General features: G+C 66.4%; 24 protein-coding genes. 11 read left to right on the top strand and 13 right to left on the bottom strand.

Annotated features, from left to right (window positions below; all coding sequences use genetic code 11):
- Positions 1-13 precede the first annotated feature (13 nt).
- From GA645_RS01850 to GA645_RS01870, 5 genes are all read right to left on the bottom strand, one after another.
- A complete protein-coding gene (locus tag GA645_RS01850; protein WP_152219423.1) occupies positions 14-913 on the bottom strand; it encodes an AraC family transcriptional regulator in 900 nt (299 codons plus the stop codon).
- A 156-nt stretch (positions 914-1,069) separates the two neighbouring features.
- Positions 1,070-1,549, bottom strand: a complete 480-nt coding sequence (gene coaD / locus GA645_RS01855) for a pantetheine-phosphate adenylyltransferase (RefSeq protein ID WP_152219425.1) — start codon at positions 1,547-1,549, stop codon at positions 1,070-1,072.
- 199 nt (positions 1,550-1,748) lie between these two features.
- Positions 1,749-3,344 (bottom strand): GMC family oxidoreductase, encoded by a 1,596-nt coding sequence (locus GA645_RS01860; protein WP_152219427.1) that lies wholly within the window; start codon positions 3,342-3,344, stop codon positions 1,749-1,751.
- 39 nt (positions 3,345-3,383) lie between these two features.
- Positions 3,384-3,929 carry a twin-arginine translocation pathway signal protein gene (locus GA645_RS01865; RefSeq protein WP_152219428.1) on the bottom strand — a complete coding sequence of 182 codons (546 nt, stop codon included), beginning with the start codon at positions 3,927-3,929 and terminating at the stop codon, positions 3,384-3,386.
- 54 nt (positions 3,930-3,983) lie between these two features.
- Positions 3,984-5,414, bottom strand: coding sequence for a coniferyl aldehyde dehydrogenase (locus tag GA645_RS01870; RefSeq protein ID WP_152219430.1), 1,431 nt, complete (start codon positions 5,412-5,414; stop codon positions 3,984-3,986).
- A 228-nt stretch (positions 5,415-5,642) separates the two neighbouring features.
- Here GA645_RS01870 and GA645_RS01875 point away from each other — a divergent pair, with 228 nt between their 5' ends.
- Positions 5,643-6,296 carry a TetR/AcrR family transcriptional regulator gene (locus tag GA645_RS01875; protein ID WP_152219432.1) on the top strand — a complete coding sequence of 218 codons (654 nt, stop codon included), beginning with the start codon at positions 5,643-5,645 and terminating at the stop codon, positions 6,294-6,296.
- A gap of 82 nt (positions 6,297-6,378) precedes the next feature.
- On the opposite strand, the gene GA645_RS01880 is transcribed toward GA645_RS01875, so the two are convergent.
- The 5 genes from GA645_RS01880 to GA645_RS01900 all read right to left on the bottom strand — a co-directional run bounded on the left by GA645_RS01880 (position 6,379) and on the right by GA645_RS01900 (position 11,399).
- Complete coding sequence (locus GA645_RS01880; RefSeq protein ID WP_152219434.1) at positions 6,379-6,795, bottom strand: GNAT family N-acetyltransferase; 417 nt, start codon at positions 6,793-6,795, stop codon at positions 6,379-6,381.
- Positions 6,796-6,878: 83 nt separating this feature from the next.
- Positions 6,879-7,868, bottom strand: coding sequence for a hydrolase (locus GA645_RS01885; protein ID WP_152219436.1), 990 nt, complete (start codon positions 7,866-7,868; stop codon positions 6,879-6,881).
- Positions 7,869-7,934: 66 nt separating this feature from the next.
- The gene (gene rsmD / locus GA645_RS01890; RefSeq protein WP_152219438.1) at positions 7,935-8,543 is read right to left on the bottom strand and encodes a 16S rRNA (guanine(966)-N(2))-methyltransferase RsmD; all 609 of its coding nucleotides are present in this window, start codon (positions 8,541-8,543) and stop codon (positions 7,935-7,937) included.
- Positions 8,543-10,036 carry a pitrilysin family protein gene (locus GA645_RS01895; protein WP_152219440.1) on the bottom strand — a complete coding sequence of 498 codons (1,494 nt, stop codon included), beginning with the start codon at positions 10,034-10,036 and terminating at the stop codon, positions 8,543-8,545. Before GA645_RS01895 ends, rsmD begins: the two co-directional genes overlap by 1 nt.
- Positions 10,029-11,399 (bottom strand): pitrilysin family protein, encoded by a 1,371-nt coding sequence (locus GA645_RS01900; protein ID WP_152219442.1) that lies wholly within the window; start codon positions 11,397-11,399, stop codon positions 10,029-10,031. The genes GA645_RS01895 and GA645_RS01900 overlap by 8 nt, the downstream gene beginning before the upstream one ends.
- A 191-nt stretch (positions 11,400-11,590) precedes the next feature.
- Here GA645_RS01900 and ftsY point away from each other — a divergent pair, with 191 nt between their 5' ends.
- The 5 genes from ftsY (at position 11,591) to GA645_RS01925 (ending at position 16,392) form a co-directional block, all read left to right on the top strand.
- A complete protein-coding gene (gene ftsY / locus GA645_RS01905; RefSeq protein ID WP_152219444.1) occupies positions 11,591-13,054 on the top strand; it encodes a signal recognition particle-docking protein FtsY in 1,464 nt (487 codons plus the stop codon).
- Entirely contained in the window at positions 13,051-13,722 is a 672-nt protein-coding gene (gene ftsE, locus GA645_RS01910; protein ID WP_152219446.1) for a cell division ATP-binding protein FtsE, read from the top strand. Before ftsY ends, ftsE begins: the two co-directional genes overlap by 4 nt.
- On the top strand, positions 13,722-14,732 hold the full coding sequence (gene ftsX, locus GA645_RS01915) for a permease-like cell division protein FtsX (RefSeq protein WP_152219449.1): 1,011 nt from the start codon (positions 13,722-13,724) through the stop codon (positions 14,730-14,732). Before ftsE ends, ftsX begins: the two co-directional genes overlap by 1 nt.
- A gap of 110 nt (positions 14,733-14,842) precedes the next feature.
- Positions 14,843-15,697: an RNA polymerase sigma factor RpoH gene (gene rpoH / locus GA645_RS01920; protein WP_152219451.1), complete on the top strand. Its 855-nt coding sequence runs from the start codon at positions 14,843-14,845 to the stop codon at positions 15,695-15,697.
- Positions 15,698-15,777: 80 nt separating this feature from the next.
- A complete protein-coding gene (locus GA645_RS01925; protein WP_152219453.1) occupies positions 15,778-16,392 on the top strand; it encodes a hypothetical protein in 615 nt (204 codons plus the stop codon).
- Positions 16,393-16,426: 34 nt separating this feature from the next.
- Here GA645_RS01925 and mtgA read toward each other — a convergent pair whose 3' ends face one another.
- Positions 16,427-17,116, bottom strand: a complete 690-nt coding sequence (gene mtgA / locus GA645_RS01930) for a monofunctional biosynthetic peptidoglycan transglycosylase (RefSeq protein ID WP_152219455.1) — start codon at positions 17,114-17,116, stop codon at positions 16,427-16,429.
- A gap of 64 nt (positions 17,117-17,180) precedes the next feature.
- Here mtgA and GA645_RS01935 point away from each other — a divergent pair, with 64 nt between their 5' ends.
- The 5 genes from GA645_RS01935 to GA645_RS01955 all read left to right on the top strand — a co-directional run bounded on the left by GA645_RS01935 (position 17,181) and on the right by GA645_RS01955 (position 21,150).
- Positions 17,181-17,549, top strand: a complete 369-nt coding sequence (locus GA645_RS01935; RefSeq protein ID WP_152219458.1) for a DUF423 domain-containing protein — start codon at positions 17,181-17,183, stop codon at positions 17,547-17,549.
- 99 nt (positions 17,550-17,648) lie between these two features.
- Positions 17,649-17,849, top strand: coding sequence for a sulfur carrier protein ThiS (gene thiS / locus GA645_RS01940; RefSeq protein ID WP_152219460.1), 201 nt, complete (start codon positions 17,649-17,651; stop codon positions 17,847-17,849).
- Positions 17,850-17,909: 60 nt separating this feature from the next.
- A complete protein-coding gene (locus GA645_RS01945; protein WP_152219462.1) occupies positions 17,910-18,716 on the top strand; it encodes a thiazole synthase in 807 nt (268 codons plus the stop codon).
- Between the two features lie 251 nt (positions 18,717-18,967).
- A complete protein-coding gene (gene trmB / locus GA645_RS01950) occupies positions 18,968-19,639 on the top strand; it encodes a tRNA (guanosine(46)-N7)-methyltransferase TrmB (RefSeq protein WP_218572366.1) in 672 nt (223 codons plus the stop codon).
- A 164-nt stretch (positions 19,640-19,803) separates the two neighbouring features.
- A complete protein-coding gene (locus GA645_RS01955) occupies positions 19,804-21,150 on the top strand; it encodes a DUF1329 domain-containing protein (RefSeq protein ID WP_152219466.1) in 1,347 nt (448 codons plus the stop codon).
- A 161-nt stretch (positions 21,151-21,311) separates the two neighbouring features.
- Here the strand turns inward: GA645_RS01955 and GA645_RS01960 are convergent, their stop codons facing one another.
- Together GA645_RS01960 and GA645_RS01965 are read right to left on the bottom strand one after the other, a co-directional pair.
- Complete coding sequence (locus tag GA645_RS01960; RefSeq protein WP_152219468.1) at positions 21,312-21,566, bottom strand: hypothetical protein; 255 nt, start codon at positions 21,564-21,566, stop codon at positions 21,312-21,314.
- A gap of 45 nt (positions 21,567-21,611) precedes the next feature.
- Entirely contained in the window at positions 21,612-21,935 is a 324-nt protein-coding gene (locus GA645_RS01965; RefSeq protein WP_152219470.1) for a DUF3392 domain-containing protein, read from the bottom strand.
- Positions 21,936-21,950 lie beyond the last annotated feature (15 nt).

Here is a 21,950-nt window from a genome sequence, read left to right on the forward strand (position 1 = left end):
CGGGCTCCGGCTGTCAGTCGCCGGTGCGCTGGCGGAAGCGTCCGGGCGTTTCCTGGCAGGTGCGGTGGAAGCACGCGGTGAAGTGGCTCTGGCTGGAGAACCCTGTGGCCAGGGCCACGTCGCTGATGCGCGCGTCGGTTTCCCGCAGCAGCACCTTGGCGCGCTCGATGCGCCGTTGCAGCAGATAGTGGTAGGGCGACACGCCCATGGCCTTGCGGAAGGTGTGGGCGAAGTGACAGGGGCTGCTGTGCGCCGCCGTGGCGATGTCTTCCACCGAGATGTTCTGCGCCAGGCTCGCTTCGACGAAGTCCAGCGCCGCCTTGAGCTTGTGCGGCGAGAGCGCCAGGCGCTCGTCCTGCTCCTCGGCCAGGAGATTGCAGTGGCCGCGCAGCAGTTCCAGGCAGAAGGTCTGGGTCAGTGCCTGCACGTAGGCCCGTGAGCCGGGCTTGTTGCCATGCAGCTCGTCGAGCAGGCCCAGGCCGATGTTGTAGATCGCCGGGTTCTCCAGGCCGATCCCGTCGGTCAGTTCGAATGCCGGGAAATCCGATTCGCGCGCGGTGCGGCGCAGTACCTGCGGGTCCAGGCAGACATGCAGGGAGTCGATCGCCGACGACCATTCCCAGGCGTTCTCCTGGTTCGCCGACATGATCGAGATCTGCCCTGGACGACTGTGTCCGCGCAGCCACTGGCCATTGAGGCGGACGCCGAGATCGCCGGGGGTGTCGAGGTGGATGACGATGAAGTGCGCGGCCAACGGTGGCGGCTCGATGTGCCCGCGGGTGGGGTGCAGATGGCGGCGGGCGGTGATCGACGACCAGCCGTGGCTGTCGCTGGAGGTTTGCGCGGGGGTGGGCATGAAGCTCGCCCACTCCTGCGGTGAAAGCGCATCGGGGTGCTGGCTCTTGCGGAGCATGGCCTCGCCTCTTGTTGTTCTTCTTGAGGAGACGTGTCCGTGTCGTTCGGCGGATGGTGCCCCTTCGGGCCGCAAGGTGCGGCGGGGCTCTGCAGTTCTAGCAGAAAAGCCGGGCCTGGGGGAGGCCCGGCATGCGCTCGGGGATCGCTGGCGCGGTCAGCGCTTGAAGCGCTCGGCCAGGGCGCCGGCGACCGCGGGATGGACGAACTTGGTGATGTCGCCGCCCAGCGCCGCGATTTCGCGCACCAGGGTGGAGGAGATGAAGGAGTACTTCTCCGACGGGGTGAGGAACATGCTTTCGAGGTCAGGGGCGAGCTGGCGGTTCATGTTGGCCAGCTGGAATTCGTACTCGAAGTCCGACACCGCGCGCAGGCCGCGCAGCAGGATGTTGGCGTTCTGTTCCTTGGCGAAGTGCGCGAGCAGCGAGGAGAATCCGACGACTTCGACATTGGGCAGGTGCGAGGTGACCTGGCGGGCCAGCTCGACCCGTTGCTCCAGCGGGAACAGCGGATTCTTCTTGGGGCTGGCGGCGACGGCAATGATTACCTGGTCGAACAGTCGCGAGGCGCGTTCGACCAGATCGGCATGGCCTTTGGTGATGGGGTCGAAGGTACCCGGGTACAGCACTCGATTCATCGCGGCGTCCTGGTCGGCTCTTGTTGGCAGGCTGGGCATCAGCGGGGCGGATGGTAACGCAGCACGTCCGTGGGGCCAAGCGACCTTGGTAGTGCTTCCGCGCGCGGACTACCTGAGTTTATAGGCGGCGGACCGGGCAGTCACGCGCAGGCCCCGTTCCAGAGCCTGTGCGTGGGTTTTTGCCGGTTGCCGTGGAGATTTACGCCTTGCCCAGGCGCTCGGCCAGTGCGGCGGAGAGTTGCGCGGTGAGGCCGTAGACCGACAGCTGCGGGTTGGCGCCGATGCTGGTAGGGAACAGCGAGCCGTCGTGGATCGACAGGTTCTGCAGCTGGTGATGGCGACCGAGGCTGTCGCACACCGCCTGCTTCGGGTCTTCGCCCATGGCGCAGCCACCCATCACATGGGCGCTGCCCAGGCGAGTGCGGTACAGCTCCAGGCTCAGGCTGTCGATCAAGGCGTGGGCTTCCTTGGCGGTCTTCACATAGTCGGCGTCGGCATGCATCGGCAGCACGGCCTTGGCGCCAGCGGCGAACTGGATGTCGGCCATGGTGTGATAGGCGCGGCGGATGCCGTCCCAGGTGTAGTCGGTCATCTGGTAGTCGAGCACCGGGGTGTCGTCGCCGCGCAGGCTGACGGTGCCCACCGCGCTGTCCGGGTGGAAGCCGTCGCGCATCAGCGCGAGGATCACGTTGGTGTGCGGCAGCTGCTCCATGCGCAGGGCGTTGTCCTCGCCGAAGCGTCCGAGCAGGGTGGCGCTCAGCGAGGGTTGCAGTGGCGGCACTTCGAGCTTGTAGGACATGCGCCCGGTGGCGCCGTCGTCCCACTGGAAGTGGTCGGAGTAGATCGACTGCGGTGCGCCATAGAACGGGTTGATCACCTCGTCGAACAGCGCGGCGCTGAAGTTCACCACGTGCAGGAAGGTGCGCTTGCCGACGCGTCCGTTCGGGTCCGGCGCCTTGGAGCGCATGAGGATCGCCGGGGTGTTGATGCCACCGCCGGACAGCACGTAGTGACGTGCCTTGACGGTGATCTTGCGGCCGGTGGGGGCGACGCAGCGCTCGTCCATGGCCAGGCACTCCAGGCCGCTGACCTTGTCGCCGTCGATCAGCAGGCGGTTGGCGCGGACGAGATAGAGCAGCTCGCCGCCCTTGTCGAGGGTGGCCGGAATGGTGGTCACCAGCATCGACTGCTTGGCGTTGGTCGGGCAGCCCATCCCGCAGTAGCCCAGGTTCCAGCAGCCGCGCACGTTGCGTGGGATGACCTTCCAGTGCAGGCCGAGCTTGTCGCAACCCTTGCGGATCACGTCGTTGTTCGCGTTCGGCGGCAGTGCCCAGGGCGCGACGCCCAGGCGCTGTTCCATCTTCTCGAACCAGGGCGCCATCTCGGCCACGCTGTGGCCCTTGACGCCGTGCTCCTTGGCCCAATGATCCAGGGTCAGGTCCGGCGTGCGGAAGCTGGACGTCCAGTTCACCAGGGTGGTGCCGCCCACGGCGCGGCCCTGGAGGATGGTGATGGCGCCGTCCTTGCTCATCCGGCCGATACCTTCCTGGTACAGGGTCGGATAGGCGTCGGCTTCCTGCATCTTGAAGTCGGAGCTGGTGCGCAGCGGGCCTTCTTCCACCAGCAGCACCTTGAAGCCGGCGGCGCTGAGGGTTTCGGCGGTGGTGCCGCCACCGGCGCCGGTGCCGACGATCACCACGTCGGCTTCGAGGGTCAGGTCGTTTTCCAGGCGGGAGCCGTCATGGACTTTCCAGCCACCGGCGAGGCCAGCGGCGAACAGATCGGGTACAGGCATCGGGATTCTCTCAGGCTAATTCTGGTTGTTCTGACGGGCTCAGACCTTCGGCGGTCCGGGGTAGCCGCAATGGCCCCAGGACTCCGGTCGGCCGTACCAGGCCATCAGGACCAGTTGCAGCAGCGAGCTGTGGCCCATCTTCAGCAGCGAGATCGAGCTGTTCTGCCAGCGTTCGAGGAAGTGCTTCACGTCGGCGGCGCTGGCGTTGTCCCAGCTGCCCCAGATACCGGTCAGCGGACCGCGAGTGATCGGCAGGGCGAGCACGTCGAACAGCTGGACAGTGAGCTTGAGCATCTCCGGGGAGAGACGGTTGAGGCTGAAGTCGAGGCTTTCCAGGGTGCCCTTGACCGCGTCTGCCATGCGCTCGGCGGGCACGGCGCCGGCCAGCATCACCGGGATCAGGGCGCGCAGGAAGGGCATGTCGGAATCGCGCAGGACCTTGTAGCCATTGGCCGGGGCGCTGGCCGAACAGCCGCTGAGAGTGGCGGTGACGCCGGCGGTGGCAAGGAAGGCGCCACCGAGCAGGCCGACTTTGAGAACGCCACGCCGGGACAGGCCCGGTGCGCTCAGGGAGGTGTCTGTCATTCTTGTTCTTTCACCTGTGTGGAACGCCGCCGGGGTTGCCGGCGGTCGGGGAGATCAGCGGATGAACAGCTTGTACACCAGCTTCTGCAGCGACTTGCCGTAGGGCGGGTAGATCACCCGCGCGGCGTTGAAGCGCGGCTTGCTGAACACGCCCTTGGCCTTGCTGAAGGTCAGGAAGCCTTCATGGCCGTGGTAGTGCCCCATGCCCGACGGACCGACGCCGCCGAACGGCATGTCGTCCTGGGCCACGTGCAGCAGGGTGTCGTTCAGGCACACGCCACCGGAGTGGGTACGCGCCAGCACGTAGTCCTGCTCGCGCTTTTCGTAGCCGAAGTAGTACAGCGCCAGCGGACGGTCGCGCTCGTTGATGTAGCCCAGGGCTTCGTCGAGGTTCTGGTAGGGGATCACCGGCAGCAGCGGGCCGAAGATCTCTTCCTGCATCACCTTCATCTCGTCGGTCACGTTCAGCAGCAGCGCCTGCGGCAGGCGGCGGCCCTGGGCCTGCGGGAACAGCGGGATGACCGTGGCGCCGCGTGCCTTGGCGTCGGCCAGGTAGCCGTTCAGGCGCGACAGCTGGCGCTCGTTGATGATCGCGGTGTAGTCCGGGTTGTTCTCCAGTTTCGGGAAGAAGCCCTGCACCACCTGGCGGTAGCTCTCGACGAACTCGTCGACGCGGTTGTGCGGCACCAGTACGTAGTCCGGCGCCACGCAGGTCTGCCCGGCGTTGAGCGACTTGCCGAAGGCGATGCGCTCGGCGGCGTCTTTCATCGGCACGCTGGTGGAGACGATGGCCGGCGACTTGCCGCCCAGTTCCAGGGTCACCGGGGTGAGGTTCTCGGCGGCGGCGCGCATCACGTGCTTGCCGATGCTGGTGGCGCCGGTGAACAGCAGGTGGTCGAAGGGCAGCTTGGAGAAGGCCACGCCAACCTCTACCTCGCCTTCGACGACCGCCACCATGTCCTCGGGGAAGATCTTGGCCAGCAGCGCCTTGAGCATGCGCGCGGTGGCCGGGGTGGATTCGCTCATCTTGATCATGACGCGGTTGCCGGCGGCCAGGGCGCCGGTCAGCGGGCCGATGGCGAGGAACAGCGGGTAGTTCCACGGCACGATCACGCCCACCACGCCCAGCGGCTGGTAGATGACCTTGGCCGAGGCCGGCTGGAACTGCATGCCCACGCTGCGCCGGGACGGCTTCATCCATTTCTTCACGCGCCTGGCGGCGTAGTGCACGCCGTGCAGGGCGGGCATCACCTCGGCCAGCAGCGTCTCGTCGGCCGAGCGGTTGCTGAAGTCGCTGTTGATCGCTTCGATGATCGCCTGCTGCTCGGTGACCAGCAGGTTGGCGAGGCTCTTCAGCCAGGCGATGCGCTGGCCGGCGTCGGGCATCGGGTTGGCGCGATAGGCCTGACGCTGGCGTTCGAGGAGGGATTCCAGCTGGCTGATCTGCTGCTGGCTCTGCTGCAGGTAGGCGATGTCGGCGACCATGACGGGCTCCTTGGCGGAAGCGACTGGGAGAAGCGTCCGGTGGGTAGGCGCTTCAGGTTATTGTGCTGTCGCTGGATTTTTAGAGCAATTACTCTAGACTGTCAATCAGCATGCCGCGTCCGCGTCGTCACGCCCAGCCAACGAAAAGTTGGGCTGTGCCTGCCCAGGTGTTACGCGGTAGCAATAGGTGTACCTTTGCCCCGCAATCCGTCTTCACGAGTTCCGCGAATGGCCCCACGCATCAAGACCCGCGAGCGCATCGTCCAGGCCAGCCTGGAGCTGTTCAACGCCCAGGGTGAACGCAGCGTCACCACCAACCACATCGCCGCGCACCTAGGGATTTCGCCGGGCAACCTGTACTACCACTACCGCAACAAGCAGGCGATCATCGCCGAGCTGTTCGCCGAGTACGAAGGCTACGTGGACCAGTTCCTGCGCGTACCGGAAGACCGCGCGCTGACGGTGGAAGACAAGATCTACTACCTCGAGTCGCTGCTGGAGGCGATGTGGCGCTACCGCTTCCTGCACCGCGATCTTGAGCACCTGCTCGACGCCGACCCGGAGCTGGCCGCCAACTACCGTCGCTTCGCCCGGCGCGCGCTGGTCAACGCCAAGGCCGTCTATCGCGGCTTCGTCGACGCCGGCATCCTGCTGATGGACGACACCCAGCTCGAGTCCCTGACCCTGAACGCCTGGATCATCCTCACCTCCTGGGTGCGCTACCTGTGCACCACCCGCGAAGCGGCCGGCGACCTCAGCGAAGCCCAGCTGCGTCGGGGGCTCTACCAGGTGCTGGCGCTGGAAAGCGGGCATATCGCCCCGGATGCGCGCGAGGCGGTGGCGGCGGTGTTCGACCGCTTGTACGTGCCGCTGGAAGACTGAGCCAGCGGGGGAGTCCGTCGGCGGCCCCGCGTAGGGCGCATAACGCGCCGGCGTTATCCGCCGCCTTGCCCGAGCCTGACCTTCACCCATCCGCCTTGCGCGGCCCCGGCACCCGGGGCCGGCGCAGTGCAATGCCGTGGCGCACGAAGAAGGCTTCCACGCCCTCGGTGGCATCGGTGTAGAGCGTGCGTTGCGGATGGTCGGCGAGGAAGCGCGCCATCAGCAGGCGCCCCACGCCGCGCGACTGGAAGCCCGGCAGCACGGCGATCTCCGCCAGCCAGGTGGTCTGCGCCGTCTCGCTCTCGGCCCGCAGCAGGCCGATGACCTGCTCGCCGTCCTGGGCCAGCAGGGTGTAGCTGGAGAACTCGTAGAGCTCGCGCAGTTCGAGCGTCGTACCGGGCGAGCCCCAGCCCACCGCACGGTAGAGCGCGGCGATCCCGACGCACTGCGCATCGCTCAATGCCGGGTTATGCAGAATCGTCAGCGCCGTGTCGGTCATGGCATCACTCCTGTCCGGCCTTCCCTTCCTGGGTGCACCTCCAGTCTGCCCCATTGCCGTCCCGGCCGGCTGATCCAGGACAGTCAGGCGCCGTGCCGGTGCTGCAGCCACTGGGGGATGCGGCGTTCCAGATAGTAATCCGGCCGGCCCGGCAAGCCGCCGATGAAACCGACATGCCCGCCGTGGGCCAGCAGTTCCAGTTCGGTGGAGGCTGACAGTTCGTCGGCCTGCGGAATGCTCCGGGCGTGGATGAAGGGGTCGTCACTGGATTGGATGACCAGGGTCGGCACGTGGATGCCACTCAGGTAATAGCGGCTGGACGCCCGCCGATAGTAGTCGTGGACATCGGCGAAGCCGTGCAGCGGTGCGGTCACCCGGTCGTCGAAATCCCAGAAGGTGCGCATGCCGTCCAGCGGGCCGAGGCGCTCCAGCGCGGCGAGGTTCTCCGCATGGCCGCCGGCGGCGAAGGCCTTGCGCTTGGTCTGCACATAGGCCACCAGCTCGCGCATGAAATGCGCCTGGTAGACCTTGGAGAAACCGATGCCGATGCGGTCGGCGCACTGGTCCAGGCGGAATGGCACCGATACCGCCACGGCGCCGCGCAGCGGGCAACTGGCGGAGGACTCGCCCAGGTACTTGAGAAGTACGTTGCCGCCCAGCGAGTAGCCCACGGCGTAGAGTGGCGCCATCGGCCGCTTCGCCCGCAAATGGGTGACCACGGCGGCGAGGTCTTCGCTGACGCCGGAGTGATAGCCGCGCGGCAACAGGTTCGACTCGCCCGAGCAGCCGCGCCAGTTCAGCGCCACGCTGGCCCAACCCTGGGCCGCCAGTTGTTGCTGCAAGCCGAGGATGTAGTGCGACGACGAGGAGCCGGTCAGCCCATGCAACGCCAGCACCAGCGGCGTATCGGCCTCGTGCGGGCCGTGCCAGTCGAGGTCGATGAAGTCACCGTCCTCCAGCCACAGCCGCTCGCGGCTGCGATCGAGTGTCGGTGCCTTGCGCAGCAGCGAGCCGTACAGGGTCTGCAGGTGCGGACCGGGGAGCCACCAGGCGGGTTTGAAGGGGGCGTTCATGAATGGGGTATGCGGCAAGTGGAAGGCCAGTTTAGCGCCATCCACTTGCCGGCGGAGCGCCGGGTTTCAGGCTTCCCGCTGCCATAGTGCGTAATGCACTGCCCCGGCTTTCTTCTCCCGGTGCAGGCGCCAGTTAGGCGGCAGCCCGAGGCTGGACGGCACGGCTTCGCTTTCGGTGTAGATCCACGCGTCCTTGGCCAGCCAGCCGCGTTCTTCCAGCAGACGGCAGGTGTTCTGCAGCAGATCCTGGTGGAAGGGCGGGTCGAGGAACACCAGGTCGAACGGGGCGGCCGGTTGGCTCTCCAGATAGCGCAGGGCGTCGGTCAGCAGGACCTGGCCGCTAGTGCACTGGAGGGTGGCGAGGTGGCTGCGCAGGGCGGTCGCCGCCTCGGCGTTGGTGTCCAGCGCCAGGCCCGCGCTGGCGCCGCGCGAAAGGGCTTCGAGGAACAGCGCGCCGCTGCCGGCGAAGGGGTCCAGTACGCGGGCGCCGGGCACATAGGCCGCCAGCCAGTTGAACAGGGTCTCGCGCACCCGGTCCGGCGTCGGGCGCAGGCCCGGACCGTCGGGGAAGGCGAAGCGCCGGCTGCGCCATTCGCCGCCGATGATGCGCAGCTGGCCCTGGCCGCCATGGGGACGTTGTGCGGCGCGCGGGGCGCCGCCAGGACGTTTGCTCATCAGTGCTCCGGTACGCCGGCGGGCTGCTCGGCGGGCTTGTCGGTGGGCGGCGGCAGCGGCTTCTGCGGCACGGTGGGGCCAGCGGTGACGATGACGAAACCGTCGGCGGTGACGTGGCGGCGCATGGCCTGCTGCACCTGCTCGACGCTCAGCGCCTGCACCTGGCTGAGGAAGGTTTCCAGGTAGTCCAGCGGCAGGTCGTAGAAGCCGATGGCGCCCAGCTGGCCGACGATGTCGGCGTTGCTCGCGGTGGACAGCGGGAAGCTGCCGGCCAGCTCGCGCTTGGCGTCGTCCATCTCCTTCTGGGTCGGGCCCTTGTCGAGGTAGTCGCGGACGATGTCCTGGACCAGCTTGAGGGTGCCTTCGCTCATCTCGGCACGGGTCTGCAGGCCGATGGTGAACGGTCCGCGCGCCTGCATGCCGGTGAAGCCGGAATAGACGCCGTAGGTCAGGCCACGCTTCTCGCGCACCTGGTCCATCAGCCGGGTGCCGAAGCCGCCGCCGCCGAGGATCTGGTTGCCCAGGTAGAGCGCGGCGTAGTCCGGATCGTTGCGGGTGATGCCCAGCTGCGCCAGCATCAGCTGGGTCTGCTTGGACGGGAACTCGATGTGGGTGACACCGGCCTTGGGCGTCTGCGGCTCGGCAGGGGCCGGCAGGGCAGGGCCCTTGGGCAGCGACTGGGACACACGGTTGGCGATGCTTTCGGCCTGCTCGCGGGTCAGGTCGCCGACCATCGCGATGACCACGTTGCCGGCGGCGTAGCCCTTCTGGTGGAAGGCGCGTAGCTGAGCGGTGGTGATCTTCGGGATCGACTGCTCATTACCATCGCTGGAGTGGGCGTAGGGGTGGTCGCCATACAGCCGCTTGAACAGCTCCAGACCCGCCAGTTTGCCGGGGTTCTGCTTCTGGTATTCGAGGCCGGCCAGCACCTGGTTCTTGATGCGCACCAGGGCATCCTCGGGGAAGGTCGGCTGGCCGATCACCTGGTCGAACAGCGCCAGCGCGGCGTCGCGCCTGGTCGGCTCGCTCAGGCTGCGCAGGCTGGCCACCGCCATGTCGCGATAGGAACCGTTGCCGAAGTTGGCGCCCAGGTCTTCGAAACCGGCGGCGATGGCGCTGGTGTCCTTGCCGGGCACGCCTTCGTTGAGCATGGCGTTGGTCAGCATGGCCAAGCCGTAGGCGTCGCCGTCCTGGCTGCTGCCGGCGGCGAAGGTCAGGCGCAGGTCGAACATCGGCAGCTCATGGGCTTCGACGAAGAGTACGCGGGCGCCTTCGGATGTCTTCCACTGCTGGATGTTCAGTTTGCGGTGGCTGGGGGCCTTGCCGGCGGCTTCGGCGAGGGATTGCAGGCCGGTGGGCGCGCTCGGCTCGACGGCCGGCTTGGCTACGCCGGTATCGGCGGCGGGGCGGGAAACGAACAGCACCAGTCCGGCGATCAGCGCGATGACGATCAGCCCGACCAGGCCGTAGCGCAGGCCATTGCGTTCACTCATGGCTCGGCTCCTTGTCGGTGGCGACTTCCGGCAGGACCTGGGCGAGGGTCAGGCGGGAGCGGGTGAAATAGGTGCGGGCGGCTTTCTGGATGTCCTCGGCGGTGACCGCCTGCAGGGACTCCAGGTCCTGATCGGCCACTTTCCAGGACAGGCCGACGCTTTCCAGTTCGCCGATGTTGCTGGCTTGGCTTGCGATGGAGTCGCGCTCGTAGACCAGCCCGGCGATGACCTGGGCGCGCACGCGCTCCAGCTCTTCCTGGCTCGGCGGGTTCTTCTTCAGGTCTTCCAGTTGCTGCCAGAGCGCGGCCTCGACCTGGTCGAGGGTCTTGCCGGTCTGCACGTTGGGCGTTGCGGAGAGGAAGAACAGGCTGTCGCCACGGGCGAAGGCATCGTAGGAGGCGGAGGCACCGGTGACGATTTCCGAGCCACGCTCCAGGCGCGAGGACAGGCGGGCACTGTAGCCGCCGTCGAGGATCGCCGAGAGCAGGCGCAGGGCGTTGACCTCGCGCGGGTTGTCGGTGCTGCCCAGGCTAGGCACGTTGAAGCCCATGATCAGGCTCGGCAACTGGGTGCGCACGTGCATGGTCAGGCGGCGCTCGCCGGGTTCGGCCAGCTCCAGCGGCTTGCGAGCGGCGGGCAGGTCGCGCTTGGGAATCTCGCCGAAGTACTTCTGCGCGAGGGCTTTCACCTCGTCGCCGTTGACATCGCCGACCACCACCAGGGTGGCGTTGTTCGGCGCGTACCAGGCCTGGTACCAGCGGCGCAGGTCCTCGATGGTCATGCGCTGCAGGTCGGCCATCCAGCCGATGGTCGGGGTGTGGTAACCGCTGGCGGGGTAGGCGGCGGCCTTGAAGCGTTCGAAGGCCAGCGCGTTGGGCTTGTCGTCGGTGCGCAGGCGGCGTTCCTCCTTGATCACCTCGATCTCGCTCTTGAACTGGTCGGCGGGCAGGGCGAGGTGGGCCATGCGGTCGGCTTCCAGCTCCAGCGCCACCGACAGGCGGTCGCGGGCCAGCACCTGGTAATAGGCGGTGTAGTCGTCGGTGGTGAAGGCATTCTCTTCCGCGCCGAGTTCGCGCAGCACGAGCGACGCCTCGCCCGGGCCGAGCTTGCGGCTGCCCTTGAACATCATGTGCTCCAGGGCGTGGGACAGGCCGGTCAGGCCGGGCGTCTCGTAGCTGGAGCCGACCTTGTACCAGAGCTGGGAAACCACCACGGGGGCGCGGTGGTCTTCGCGGACCACGACCTTCAGGCCGTTGTCCAGGGTGTATTCGTGGGTGGGCTGTGGTTCTGCGGCAACCGCCATCAGCGGCAGCAACAGAGAGCCGAGCAGCAGGCCGGCGTGGCGGCGTGCAAGGGTTTTCATCGTCGAATGAACCTTTCGGGCTATCCGCAGGGTCTATGCAGGCTGGCGGCCAGCCTCTTAACCCCGGCGGGCGAGGAGATGCTAGGATACCCATCCGTTTTCCGGGCGGCCACGTTCAGGGCTTCTCAAAGCTGTTTCGAGGCTTTTTTGCTGCCTGTCTCCGTGGCGTCCCCTAGAGATTCGATCCCTACATGTTTGGTTCCAACGACGACAAGAAGGCCCCGCCCGCCGGGGAAAAGAAAGGTCTGTTCGGCTGGTTGCGCAAGAAGCCGCAGGCCGTCGAACAGCCCGTTGCCGAGGCCGAGCAGCAGGTCCAGGCGCCTGCCTCGCATGAACCGGCCGCGCCTGAATCGGTCGGTGCGCCCGTCGCTTCGCCGGTTGCCCAGGCCGAGCCCGTCGCGCCGCGCGTCGAGCCGATCCCCGAGCCGGTGGCCGACGTGGTGTCCGCCAGTGTTCCCGTCGAGCCGGCAAAGCAGCCCGAGCCGCAGCCGACGGCCGTCGCCGAAGCGCCGCAGCCGGTCGTCGAACCCGTACAAGTCGTACAGCCCGTCGAGCTGCCGCCGGTTCCGGTCGCAGCTCCGGTGCAACTCACCCCGGTGCAGCCGGCGCCTGTAGCGCCCGTCGTGACGGTCCAGCCAGAGCCGCAAGCCGAACCCCAGGCGCAGCCCGAACCGCAAGCACAGCCGGAGCCGCAAGCCAAGCCCGCTGCCGCAGAACCGGCCAAGATCGGCTTCTTCGCCCGCCTCAAGCAGGGCCTGTCGAAGACCAGCGCCAGCATCGGCGAGGGCATGGCCAGCCTGTTCCTGGGCAAGAAGGCCATCGACGACGACCTGCTCGACGAACTGGAAACCCGCCTGCTGACCGCCGACGTCGGCGTCGAGGCCACCACCACCATCGTGCAGAACCTGACCAAGCGCGTGGCGCGCAAGGAACTGGCCGACAGCGAGGCGCTGTACAAAGCCCTGCAGGAAGAGCTGACCGGCCTGCTGCGCCCCGTGGAGCAGCCGCTGGCCATCGAGGGCGGCAAGCAGCCCTACGTGATCCTCGTCGTCGGCGTGAACGGCGTCGGCAAGACCACCACCATCGGCAAACTGGCGAAGAAGCTCCAGCTGGACGGCAAGAAAGTCATGCTGGCCGCTGGCGACACCTTCCGCGCCGCTGCCGTCGAGCAGCTGCAGGTGTGGGGCGAGCGCAACAACATCGCGGTAATCGCCCAGCACACCGGCGCCGACTCCGCCTCGGTGATCTTCGACGCCGTGCAGGCCGCCAAGGCCCGTGGGGTGGACGTGCTGATCGCCGACACCGCCGGTCGCCTGCACACCAAGGACAACCTGATGGAAGAGCTGAAGAAGGTGCGCCGCGTGATCGGCAAGCTGGACCAGACGGCTCCCCACGAAGTCCTGCTGGTGCTGGACGCCGGCACCGGGCAGAACGCCATCAACCAGGCCAAGCAGTTCAACAACGCCGTTGAGCTCACCGGCCTTGCCCTGACCAAACTGGACGGCACCGCCAAGGGCGGGGTGATCTTTGCCCTGGCCAAGCAGTTCGGCCTGCCGATTCGCTACATCGGCGTCGGCGAAGGCATCGATGATCTTCGAACCTTCGAAGCCGACGCTTTCGTCCGCGCACTCTTCGAGACCCGGGAGATCGCATGATCCGTTTCGAGCAGGTCGGAAAACGCTATTCCAACGGCCATGTCGGCCTGCACGAGATTTCGTTCCGCGTACCCCGCGGCGAGATCATGTTCGTTACCGGCCACTCCGGCGCGGGCAAGAGCACCCTGCTGCGCCTGATCCTGGCGATGGAGCGGCCCACCTCCGGCAAGCTCCTGCTGGGCGGGCAGGATGTGTCGCGTATCTCCACCGCGCAGATTCCCTTCCTGCGCCGGCAGATCGGCGTGGTGTTCCAGAACCACCAGCTGCTCAGCGACCGCAGCGTGTTCGACAACGTCGCCCTGCCGATGCAGATCCTCGGCCTGCCCAAGCCCGAGATCGCGCGCCGCGTGGAAGAGGCGCTGGAGCGGGTGAACCTCAAGGAGAAGGCCCAGGACCTGCCGTCCGACCTCTCCACCGGCCAGCAGCAGCGCGTCGGCATCGCCCGCGCGGTGGTGCACCGTCCGGCCCTGCTGCTCGCCGACGAACCCACCGGTAACCTCGACCCGCGCCTGGCCTCGGAAATCATGTCCGTGTTCGAAGATATCAACCGCCTGGGCACCACCGTGCTGATCGCCAGTCACGACCTGGCGCTGATCGCGCGGATGCACCACCGGATGATCACCCTGCAGCGCGGCCGCATCATCGCCGACCGTGAGGAGACCGCCTGATGAGCGCCAACGACCTGCCCCACGGCCCGGAAGAGGGCACGCCGCAGCGCAACACCCGCGAGCGCCCGGACGAGCACGAGAACCAGGACCAGAGCGCTTCGCTGGCCGCCTATGCAGAAAACCACCGCGCCAGCCTGGCCGACAGCCTGCATCGCCTGTTCAGCCATCCCCTCGGCAGCTTCTTCACCTGCCTGGTGATGGGCATCACCCTCAGCCTGCCCATGGGCCTGTCGCTGCTGCTGCACAACGTCGAGCGCCTCGGCGGCTCGTGGCAGCGCGCCGCGCAGATTTCGCTGTTCCTTGATCTGAAGACCAGCGAATCGAAGGGCCAGGACCTGCGTGAGCAGATCGAGAAAATGCCCGACGTGATCGAGGCGCAGCTGATCAGCCGCGACGATGCGCTGAAAGAACTGCAGGAACAGTCCGGTCTTGGCGAGGCTTTGAAGGAACTGCCTGACAACCCGCTGCCGGCGGTGATCTCGGTGACGCCCAAGCAGATCGACAAGGCGCAGCTGGATGCCTTGCGTCAACGGTTGTCCGAATTGCCGGGTGTACAACAGGCGCAGTTGGACCTGGTCTGGGTCGAGCGGTTGTCGGCAATCCTCAAGCTGGGCGACCGCTTCGTCTTCGGCCTGACCATCCTGCTGGTGCTGACCCTGCTGCTGGTCATCGGCAACACCATCCGCCTGCACATTGAAAATCGCCGTAACGAAATCGAGGTGATCAAGCTGGTCGGCGGGACGGACGGTTATGTGCGCCGCCCCTTCCTCTATATGGGGGCCTTGTACGGCCTGGGCGCGGGCGTCCTGTCCTGGGCCTTGCTGGCGTTCGGCCTGAACTGGCTGAACGACGCAGTGGTCAATCTGGCCGGGCTCTACGGCAGCGACTTCGGCCTCGCTGGCGTGCCGGTGGACGACGGCCTTTCGCTCACCGTCGGCGCCGTGCTGCTGGGCTGGATCGGCGCCTGGCTGGCCGTGGCGCGCCACCTGCGGGAGCTGGCGCCGCGCTGAAACCCCCGGAATTTACGGGGGTCAAGTGGGTGTAAAGGAACTTTTACACCCGCTTGCAGTCAGATTTCGCAGTGCTACACTGCGCGAGTTTCGTGAATCGGAGGATTCGCATGACCACTTCTCTGCAACCTGTTTATGCCCTGGTTCCCGGTGCAAACCTGGAATCCTATGTGCACTCCGTGAACAGCATCCCGCTGTTGTCGCCGGAGCAGGAGCGCGAACTGGCCGAACGCCTCTTCTATCAGCAAGATCTGGAAGCGGCACGGCAAATGGTTCTGGCGCACCTGCGCTTCGTCGTGCACATCGCCCGGAGTTATTCCGGGTACGGCCTGGCTCAGGCCGATCTGATCCAGGAAGGCAACGTCGGCCTGATGAAGGCCGTGAAGCGCTTCAACCCGGAAATGGGTGTGCGCCTGGTGTCGTTCGCCGTCCATTGGATCAAGGCGGAAATCCATGAGTTCATCCTGCGCAACTGGCGGATCGTGAAGGTCGCGACCACCAAGGCGCAGCGCAAGCTGTTCTTCAACCTGCGTAGCCAGAAGAAGCGTCTGGCCTGGCTGAGCAACGACGAAGTGAACAGCGTCGCCGAAAGCCTGGGCGTCGAGGCCCGTGAAGTCCGCGAGATGGAAAGCCGTCTCACCGGGCATGACATGGCCTTCGATCCGGCGGCCGACGCCGACGACGAGAGCGCTTACCAGTCTCCGGCGCATTACCTGGAAGACCATCGCTACGACCCGGCGCGCCAGCTGGAGGAAGCGGACTGGAGCGACAGCTCCACCGCCAGCCTGCACGAGGCGCTGGAAGGCCTGGACGAGCGCAGTCGCGACATCCTCTACCAGCGCTGGCTGGCCGAGGAGAAGGCAACGCTGCACGACTTGGCGGCCAAGTACAACGTGTCCGCCGAGCGTATCCGTCAGCTGGAAAAGAACGCGATGAACAAGCTCAAGGGTCGCATCGAAGCCTGACTGGCTTCGACGCACCCCGGCGAGTCCGAGAACCGCACCCCTGGTGCGGTTTTTTTCTGCCCGCGCAACCGGAGAGCTCCATGCCGCGCATTCGCCCCGTCTACGGGATGTTCTTCCTCGTCATTGCCGTGCTGGCGTTCGCCCTGGGCTCCTGGGTCGCCCGCACCTCGGCGCCGCCCATGCCGCCGCTTTGGTTCGGGGAGTGGGAGGATCAGCTGTTCGAGCCGCTGGCCGATGACCGCCTGACGTTGCGCGAAGTCCATGCCCGGCTGCCGGGCGAGCTCTGGCTGACCGCCAACCAGGACGGGCCGCAATTGTTCTATCGCGGCCAGTTGCACACCGACGAAGGACTTTGGCATGTCGAGGCGGAGTTGGAGCTGAGCAAGGCGGAACATGCCAGCCTGGCCAAGGCCACTGGAGTGCAGCCTGGCAGCAAGGACCAGCCATTGAGCGCCGAGCTCATGCGTCAGCTGGAAAACAAACCGGTAGCCGAGTTGGCACTGGCGCCGCAGGAGGAACTGGCCGTTGGCCGTCTGGCGGTCAGCCTGGGTGATCCCAGGGTGCGACTGCAGACCGATGCCGGCGAGGCCTGGGTCTACCCCGAGCGGGGTCTGACGCTGATGCACAAGGATGGCCTGCTGCAATGGGTGCGCGTGGCGCCGCGCAGCACGTTCGAGAAGACCCGGCCGCATTGAGTCGCTGGCCGAGGCTGGCCCGCACCCGGCGGGGTCACAGCCGATCGAGGTAGTCGCCGCCGCCCAGTTGCCACATCTGCTGGCGAATCCAGGCGGCGCGCTGGCGCACGTAGGCGCCGGGGCGGCTGGCGCTCCATTTGCGCGGGTTGGGCAGCACGGCGGCGAGCAGGCTGGCCTGCTGTTGCGACAGGCGCTTGGCGTCGACGCCGAAGTGATGTTGCGCGGCGGCCTGGGCGCCGAACACCCCGGAATCCCACTCAGCGCTATTCAGGTAAACCTCGAGAATCCGCTGCTTGGACCAGAAGGTCTCGATCAGCAGGGTGAACCAGGCCTCGAAGCCCTTGCGAATCCAGCTGCGGCCGGACCAGAGGAAGACGTTCTTGGCTACCTGCTGGCTGATGGTGCTGGCGCCGCGCACGCTGCCGCCGCGCTCGTTATGCGCCAGGGCATTCTGGATGGCCGGCAGGTCGAAGCCATGGTGTTCGGCGAACTTCTGGTCTTCGCTGGCGATCACCGCGACTTTCAGGCTCTCCGGCAGGTCGTCCCAGGCGCACCAGCTGCGCTGCAGGTCGATCGGTTCGCCGTCGAACCAGGACTCGATCTTGCGCTCGACCATCAGCATGCTGCCCGGTGGCGGCACCCAGCGCAGGACGATGACCAGCGCCACGCTGCCGGCGACGAACCAGAGGGCGAACTTGAACAGGCGGCGGAACAGGTTGCGCATGCGGACTTTGCCGGGACGGGTGAGCGGGCCATTATAGCGGCAGTCATCTGTCTGGAGCTTTCGCATGCTGCGTATCTTCCTCATGCTCGCCGCCTTTTTCGGCTTTACCGGCGTAGCCCTCGGCGCGTTTGCCGCCCACGGCCTGAAAAACCGCCTTACGCCGGAGTACCTGGCAGTGTTCCAGACCGGCGTGCACTACCAGATGCTGCATGCCCTGGCGCTGCTGGGCGTGGCGCTGCTCTCGGTGCAGGTCGGCGGTGCGCTGGTGAAATGGGCTGGCTGGGCCTTCGCCATCGGTATCCTGCTGTTCTCCGGTAGCCTCTACCTGCTGACCCTCGCCGGCCTGGGCGTGGGCATCGTCACCCCGATCGGCGGCCTGTTCTTCCTCATCGGCTGGGCCCTGCTGTTTGCCACGGCCGCGCGCCTGGGCTGACCCGGACGTCAGAAAAGCGGGGCTGCGGCGCCCGATACCTTGGTCATCGGGCGCGATCGGGCTAGAATGCCGACCCCTCCAGCAACGACCGTCCCGCCCATGCGTATTCAGTTGAATGGCGAATCTTTCGAGCTGCCCGACGGCCAGACCGTCGCCAACCTGCTCGAGCGTCTCGACCTCACCGGCAAGCGTGTCGCGGTCGAGCTCAATCTGGACATCGTGCCGCGCAGCCAGCACGCCGCCATCGCCCTGAGCGAAGGCGACCAGGTGGAAGTGGTGCATGCCATCGGCGGCGGCTAGAGTCCGTCGCCACATCTTTCAGGCCCCGCAAAGCTTTCCCAATTCCTGAGGAGTGATCCGATGAGCCAAGCTTCCTCCACCCTGCCAGTCGACAAGCCCTTCACCCTGGCTGGCCGCACCTACAATTCGCGCCTGCTGGTCGGTACCGGCAAGTACAAGGACCTCGAAGAGACCCGCGTGGCCATCGAGGCCTCCGGCGCCGAGATCGTCACCGTGGCCGTGCGCCGCACCAATATCGGCCAGAATCCGGGCGAACCGAACCTGCTGGACGTGATCCCGCCGGATCGCTACACCATCCTGCCGAACACCGCTGGCTGCTACGACGCGGTCGAGGCCGTGCGCACCTGCCGCCTGGCCCGTGAGCTGCTGGATGGCCACAACCTGGTCAAGCTGGAAGTCCTGGCCGACCAGAAGACCCTCTTCCCCAATGTCGTCGAAACCCTCAAGGCCGCCGAAGTGCTGGTCAAGGACGGCTTCGACGTCATGGTGTACACCAGCGACGACCCGATCATCGCCCGCCAACTGGCCGAAATCGGCTGCATCGCGGTGATGCCCCTGGCCGGCCTGATCGGCTCGGGCCTGGGCATCTGCAACCCTTACAACCTGCGCATCATCCTCGAAGAAGCCACCGTTCCGGTGCTGGTGGATGCGGGTGTGGGCACCGCCTCCGACGCCACCATCGCCATGGAGCTGGGCTGCGAGGCCGTGCTGATGAACACCGCCATCGCCCACGCGCAGAACCCGGTGATGATGGCCGAGGCCATGAAGCACGCCATCGTCGCCGGTCGCCTGGCCTACCTGGCCGGCCGCATGCCGCGCAAGCTCTATGCCAGCGCGTCGTCGCCGATGACCGGCCTGATCAACTGACGATCTGCTGCGCGTCGGCGGAACGTTGTTGAAAAATGGTGCGGGTCGCTCATTTACTGCGTGTAAACTCCGCTCCCGCCCCATTTTTCGCCTAGTTCCGCTCTAGCTCGCGAGATCGTTGGCAGGCATTCAATAGACACCCGCGCGCGGGCCGGTTTGCCTCTGGTAACCGGCCCGCGTGTGCATTTACCCGCAAGGTCCGAGTCATGAGTGATATTCCCGAGAACCAGCCCGACGCCGAAAACCGGCCGATGCGCACCATCAAGAGCTTTGTGATGCGCGCCGGGCGCATGACCGAGGGCCAGCAGCGCGGCCTTGACCAGGGCTGGCCGAAGTACGGTCTGGAACTGGCCGACGGTCTGCGGGACTTCGACCAGGTCTTCGGGCGCAAGGCGCCGCGTACCTTCGAGATCGGTTTCGGCATGGGCCACGCCACCCTGGAGATGGCTGCCGCTGCGCCGGACCAGGATTTCATCGGCGTGGAAGTGCACCGTCCGGGTGTCGGTGCGCTGCTCAACGGCATGCTGACCGATAACCTCAGCAACATCCGCGTCTACAGCTGCGACGCCCTGGAAGTGCTGCGCGACTGCGTGGCCGACGCCAGCCTCGACCGCCTGCTGCTGTTCTTCCCCGACCCGTGGCACAAGTCGCGTCACCACAAGCGTCGCATCGTGCAGCCGGCCTGGGCGGAGCTGGTGCGACAGAAGCTCAAGGTCGGCGGTGTGCTGCACATGGCCACAGACTGGGAACAATATGCCGAGCACATGCTGGAAGTGATGAATGCCGCACCCGGCTATCGCAACCTTTCGGCGGATAATACTTATGTGCCGCGCCCGGAAGAGCGTCCGGTGACCAAGTTCGAACGGCGCGGCGAGCGCCTCGGTCACGGGGTCTGGGACCTCAAGTTCGAGCGCGTCGACTGAGCCACCCGAAGGCCTGCCAAGCAGGCCTTTTTCATGGATGAGCATCGATTAGACCGGGACCACCCGGCGGCCAGGAAGGCCACCCTCACCTCCTGACATAAGCGGCGCCCGCCGCGGACGAAAATAAGAGTGGCGGACAGGAGTCCGTCGCAAAGGAGTCTGCTGTGTTGAAGAAACTTGCTGTACTGCTGGTGGCGGGGGTGTGGGCCCTGCCGACACAGGCGAAAGTCGATGCCGCGCAAGCGGCAAGGCTGGGCCACGACCTGACGCCAATGGGGGCGGAGAAAGCCGGCAACGCCAATGGCACCATCCCGGCCTGGAGCGGTGGCGTCACCACGCCGCCGGCCGGTTACCAGCCTGGCACCCACCATGCCGACCCTTATGCTGGCGACGCCGTACAGTACAAGGTCGACAGCAAGAATCTGGCGCAGTACCAGGCCCAGCTCACCCCGGGCACCCAGGCGCTGCTGCAGGAGAATCCGGATTACTACCTGCGCGTCTTCCCCAGTCGCCGCAGCGCATCCTTGCCCCAGCGCATTTACGAAGCCACCCGTTTCAATGCCGAGAACGCCGAACTGATCGCCGACGGCAACGGCGTGCAGGGCGCCGCTGCCGGCGTGCCGTTCCCGATTCCGAAGAACGGCCTGGAGGCGATCTGGAACCACATCATGCGCTACCGTGGCGAGCAGATTCACATGGTCACCAACCAGGCCGCCGTGCTCGCCAACGGCAGCTACAACCTGCTCAAGCTCGACCGCTACGTGTACTTCAACTACGGCCGCGAGGGCATGACCCCGCAGGACCTGAACAACACCCTGTTCTACTACAAGTACAACGTTGTGGCCCCGGCCAAGCTGGCCGGCTCGGCGCTGGTGGTGCAGGAGACCCTCGACCAGGTGCTGTCGATCCGCAAGGCCTGGCGCTTCAACCGTGGCGAGCGCCGCGTGCGGCGTCTGCCGAGCCTGGCCTACGACAGCCTGCAGCCGGACACCAATGGCCTGGCCACCGCCGACACCGTGGACGTCTACAACGGCGCGCCGGACCACTACGAGTGGCAGCTGCTGGGCAAGCGCGAGATGCTGGTGCCGTACAACAGCTATGCGGTGCACCAGAAGGGCATTCCCTATGCCGATATCCTGCGCACCAAGACCCTCAACCCCGAGCTGCTGCGCTACGAGCTGCACCGGGTCTGGGTGGTCGAGGCGACCCTGCGCAAGGGCATGAGCCATCCGTTCGCCAAGCGTCGCTTCTACCTGGATGAAGACAGCTGGCAGATCCTCGCCAGCGATATCTACAACCAGGACGGCAAGCTGATCCGTGCCCAGGAAGTGCACCCGATCAACTACTACGACGTGCCTGCGGTGCTCAGCACCCTGGAGGCGCTGTACGACCTGGAGGGCGCGCGTTACTTCGTCGACGGCCTGGACAACAACGAGCCGATGTACGACTTCAAGGCTCCGCTGGGACCGCGTGACTTCACCCCGCAGGCGCTGCGCCGCGAGGGTAACTGAGTCAGACAAAGGCCGCCGCGAGGCGGCCTTTGTCTTTGTGCGGTGTGGAATGTCGTTGCTGACGCAACGCATCGCGGGCATGGCCCGCTCCTACGCCAAGGTGCCGCCCGTAGGAGCGGGCCATGCCCGCGAGGACCGTCCGTAGGACGGTGAGTCAGAATCTACTCGATCAACTCCGCTCCCAGCACCGTGGTCTCCGGCATGCGCATCGGAGCCGGGCTGATCTGCAGGTATTTGATGCTGGTGCGGGGAATGATCAGCAGGTCGCCGTCCACCTCGATGGCGATGGCTGGCGACTCCATCTGCTTGCGGATGCCACGGGCCACTTCGGCGGGGTCGTCGCTCTGTTGCGGGAAGCGCAGCGCCAGGCGCTGGCCGTCGGTGAAATGCAGGTAGAGGTGCTTGATCGGCTTCATGGGTCCTCCGGCGGTGGTGGTGGATGACCGCCGGAGGCAGCGCGATCAGCTGCGGTCGGCGATCATGCCAATCACGAAGAACACTAGCAGCAGGATTGGCGCCAGGGTGTAGTTGTTGAAGTAGCCCAGGCCCTTGGCCAGCCACGGGGTGACGAAGACCATCGCCAGGCCGTAGCCCACGGCACAGATCAGCACGAACAGCAGGGTGCGGAAGACGAAGTTCAGGCTGCCGATGCGCTGCTGTACCCAGGCGTTGATCGCCGGGCCGAACAGCACCAGCACGGTGGCCATGATTGCCAGGGCGATGTCGGACAGGTGGCCGCGGCACCAGCGGGAAACGTTGGCAATCAGTTCGAGCGCGAAGTCCATTGGGGCTCCTAGGGA

The sequence above is a fragment of the Pseudomonas sp. SCB32 genome, assembly GCF_009189165.1.
Lineage (GTDB): Bacteria > Pseudomonadota > Gammaproteobacteria > Pseudomonadales > Pseudomonadaceae > Pseudomonas.

Coding starts and splice junctions, on each gene's coding strand:
- GA645_RS01850 (WP_152219423.1), bottom strand. CDS start 913: ATGCTCCGCAAGAGCCAGCACCCCGATGCGCTTTCACCGCAGGAGTGG.
- coaD (WP_152219425.1), bottom strand. CDS start 1,549: ATGAATCGAGTGCTGTACCCGGGTACCTTCGACCCCATCACCAAAGGC.
- GA645_RS01860 (WP_152219427.1), bottom strand. CDS start 3,344: ATGCCTGTACCCGATCTGTTCGCCGCTGGCCTCGCCGGTGGCTGGAAA.
- GA645_RS01865 (WP_152219428.1), bottom strand. CDS start 3,929: ATGACAGACACCTCCCTGAGCGCACCGGGCCTGTCCCGGCGTGGCGTT.
- GA645_RS01870 (WP_152219430.1), bottom strand. CDS start 5,414: ATGGTCGCCGACATCGCCTACCTGCAGCAGAGCCAGCAGCAGATCAGC.
- GA645_RS01875 (WP_152219432.1), top strand. CDS start 5,643: ATGGCCCCACGCATCAAGACCCGCGAGCGCATCGTCCAGGCCAGCCTG.
- GA645_RS01880 (WP_152219434.1), bottom strand. CDS start 6,795: ATGACCGACACGGCGCTGACGATTCTGCATAACCCGGCATTGAGCGAT.
- GA645_RS01885 (WP_152219436.1), bottom strand. CDS start 7,868: ATGAACGCCCCCTTCAAACCCGCCTGGTGGCTCCCCGGTCCGCACCTG.
- rsmD (WP_152219438.1), bottom strand. CDS start 8,543: ATGAGCAAACGTCCTGGCGGCGCCCCGCGCGCCGCACAACGTCCCCAT.
- GA645_RS01895 (WP_152219440.1), bottom strand. CDS start 10,036: ATGAGTGAACGCAATGGCCTGCGCTACGGCCTGGTCGGGCTGATCGTC.
- GA645_RS01900 (WP_152219442.1), bottom strand. CDS start 11,399: ATGAAAACCCTTGCACGCCGCCACGCCGGCCTGCTGCTCGGCTCTCTG.
- ftsY (WP_152219444.1), top strand. CDS start 11,591: ATGTTTGGTTCCAACGACGACAAGAAGGCCCCGCCCGCCGGGGAAAAG.
- ftsE (WP_152219446.1), top strand. CDS start 13,051: ATGATCCGTTTCGAGCAGGTCGGAAAACGCTATTCCAACGGCCATGTC.
- ftsX (WP_152219449.1), top strand. CDS start 13,722: ATGAGCGCCAACGACCTGCCCCACGGCCCGGAAGAGGGCACGCCGCAG.
- rpoH (WP_152219451.1), top strand. CDS start 14,843: ATGACCACTTCTCTGCAACCTGTTTATGCCCTGGTTCCCGGTGCAAAC.
- GA645_RS01925 (WP_152219453.1), top strand. CDS start 15,778: ATGCCGCGCATTCGCCCCGTCTACGGGATGTTCTTCCTCGTCATTGCC.
- mtgA (WP_152219455.1), bottom strand. CDS start 17,116: ATGCGCAACCTGTTCCGCCGCCTGTTCAAGTTCGCCCTCTGGTTCGTC.
- GA645_RS01935 (WP_152219458.1), top strand. CDS start 17,181: ATGCTGCGTATCTTCCTCATGCTCGCCGCCTTTTTCGGCTTTACCGGC.
- thiS (WP_152219460.1), top strand. CDS start 17,649: ATGCGTATTCAGTTGAATGGCGAATCTTTCGAGCTGCCCGACGGCCAG.
- GA645_RS01945 (WP_152219462.1), top strand. CDS start 17,910: ATGAGCCAAGCTTCCTCCACCCTGCCAGTCGACAAGCCCTTCACCCTG.
- trmB (WP_218572366.1), top strand. CDS start 18,968: ATGCGCACCATCAAGAGCTTTGTGATGCGCGCCGGGCGCATGACCGAG.
- GA645_RS01960 (WP_152219468.1), bottom strand. CDS start 21,566: ATGAAGCCGATCAAGCACCTCTACCTGCATTTCACCGACGGCCAGCGC.
- GA645_RS01965 (WP_152219470.1), bottom strand. CDS start 21,935: ATGGACTTCGCGCTCGAACTGATTGCCAACGTTTCCCGCTGGTGCCGC.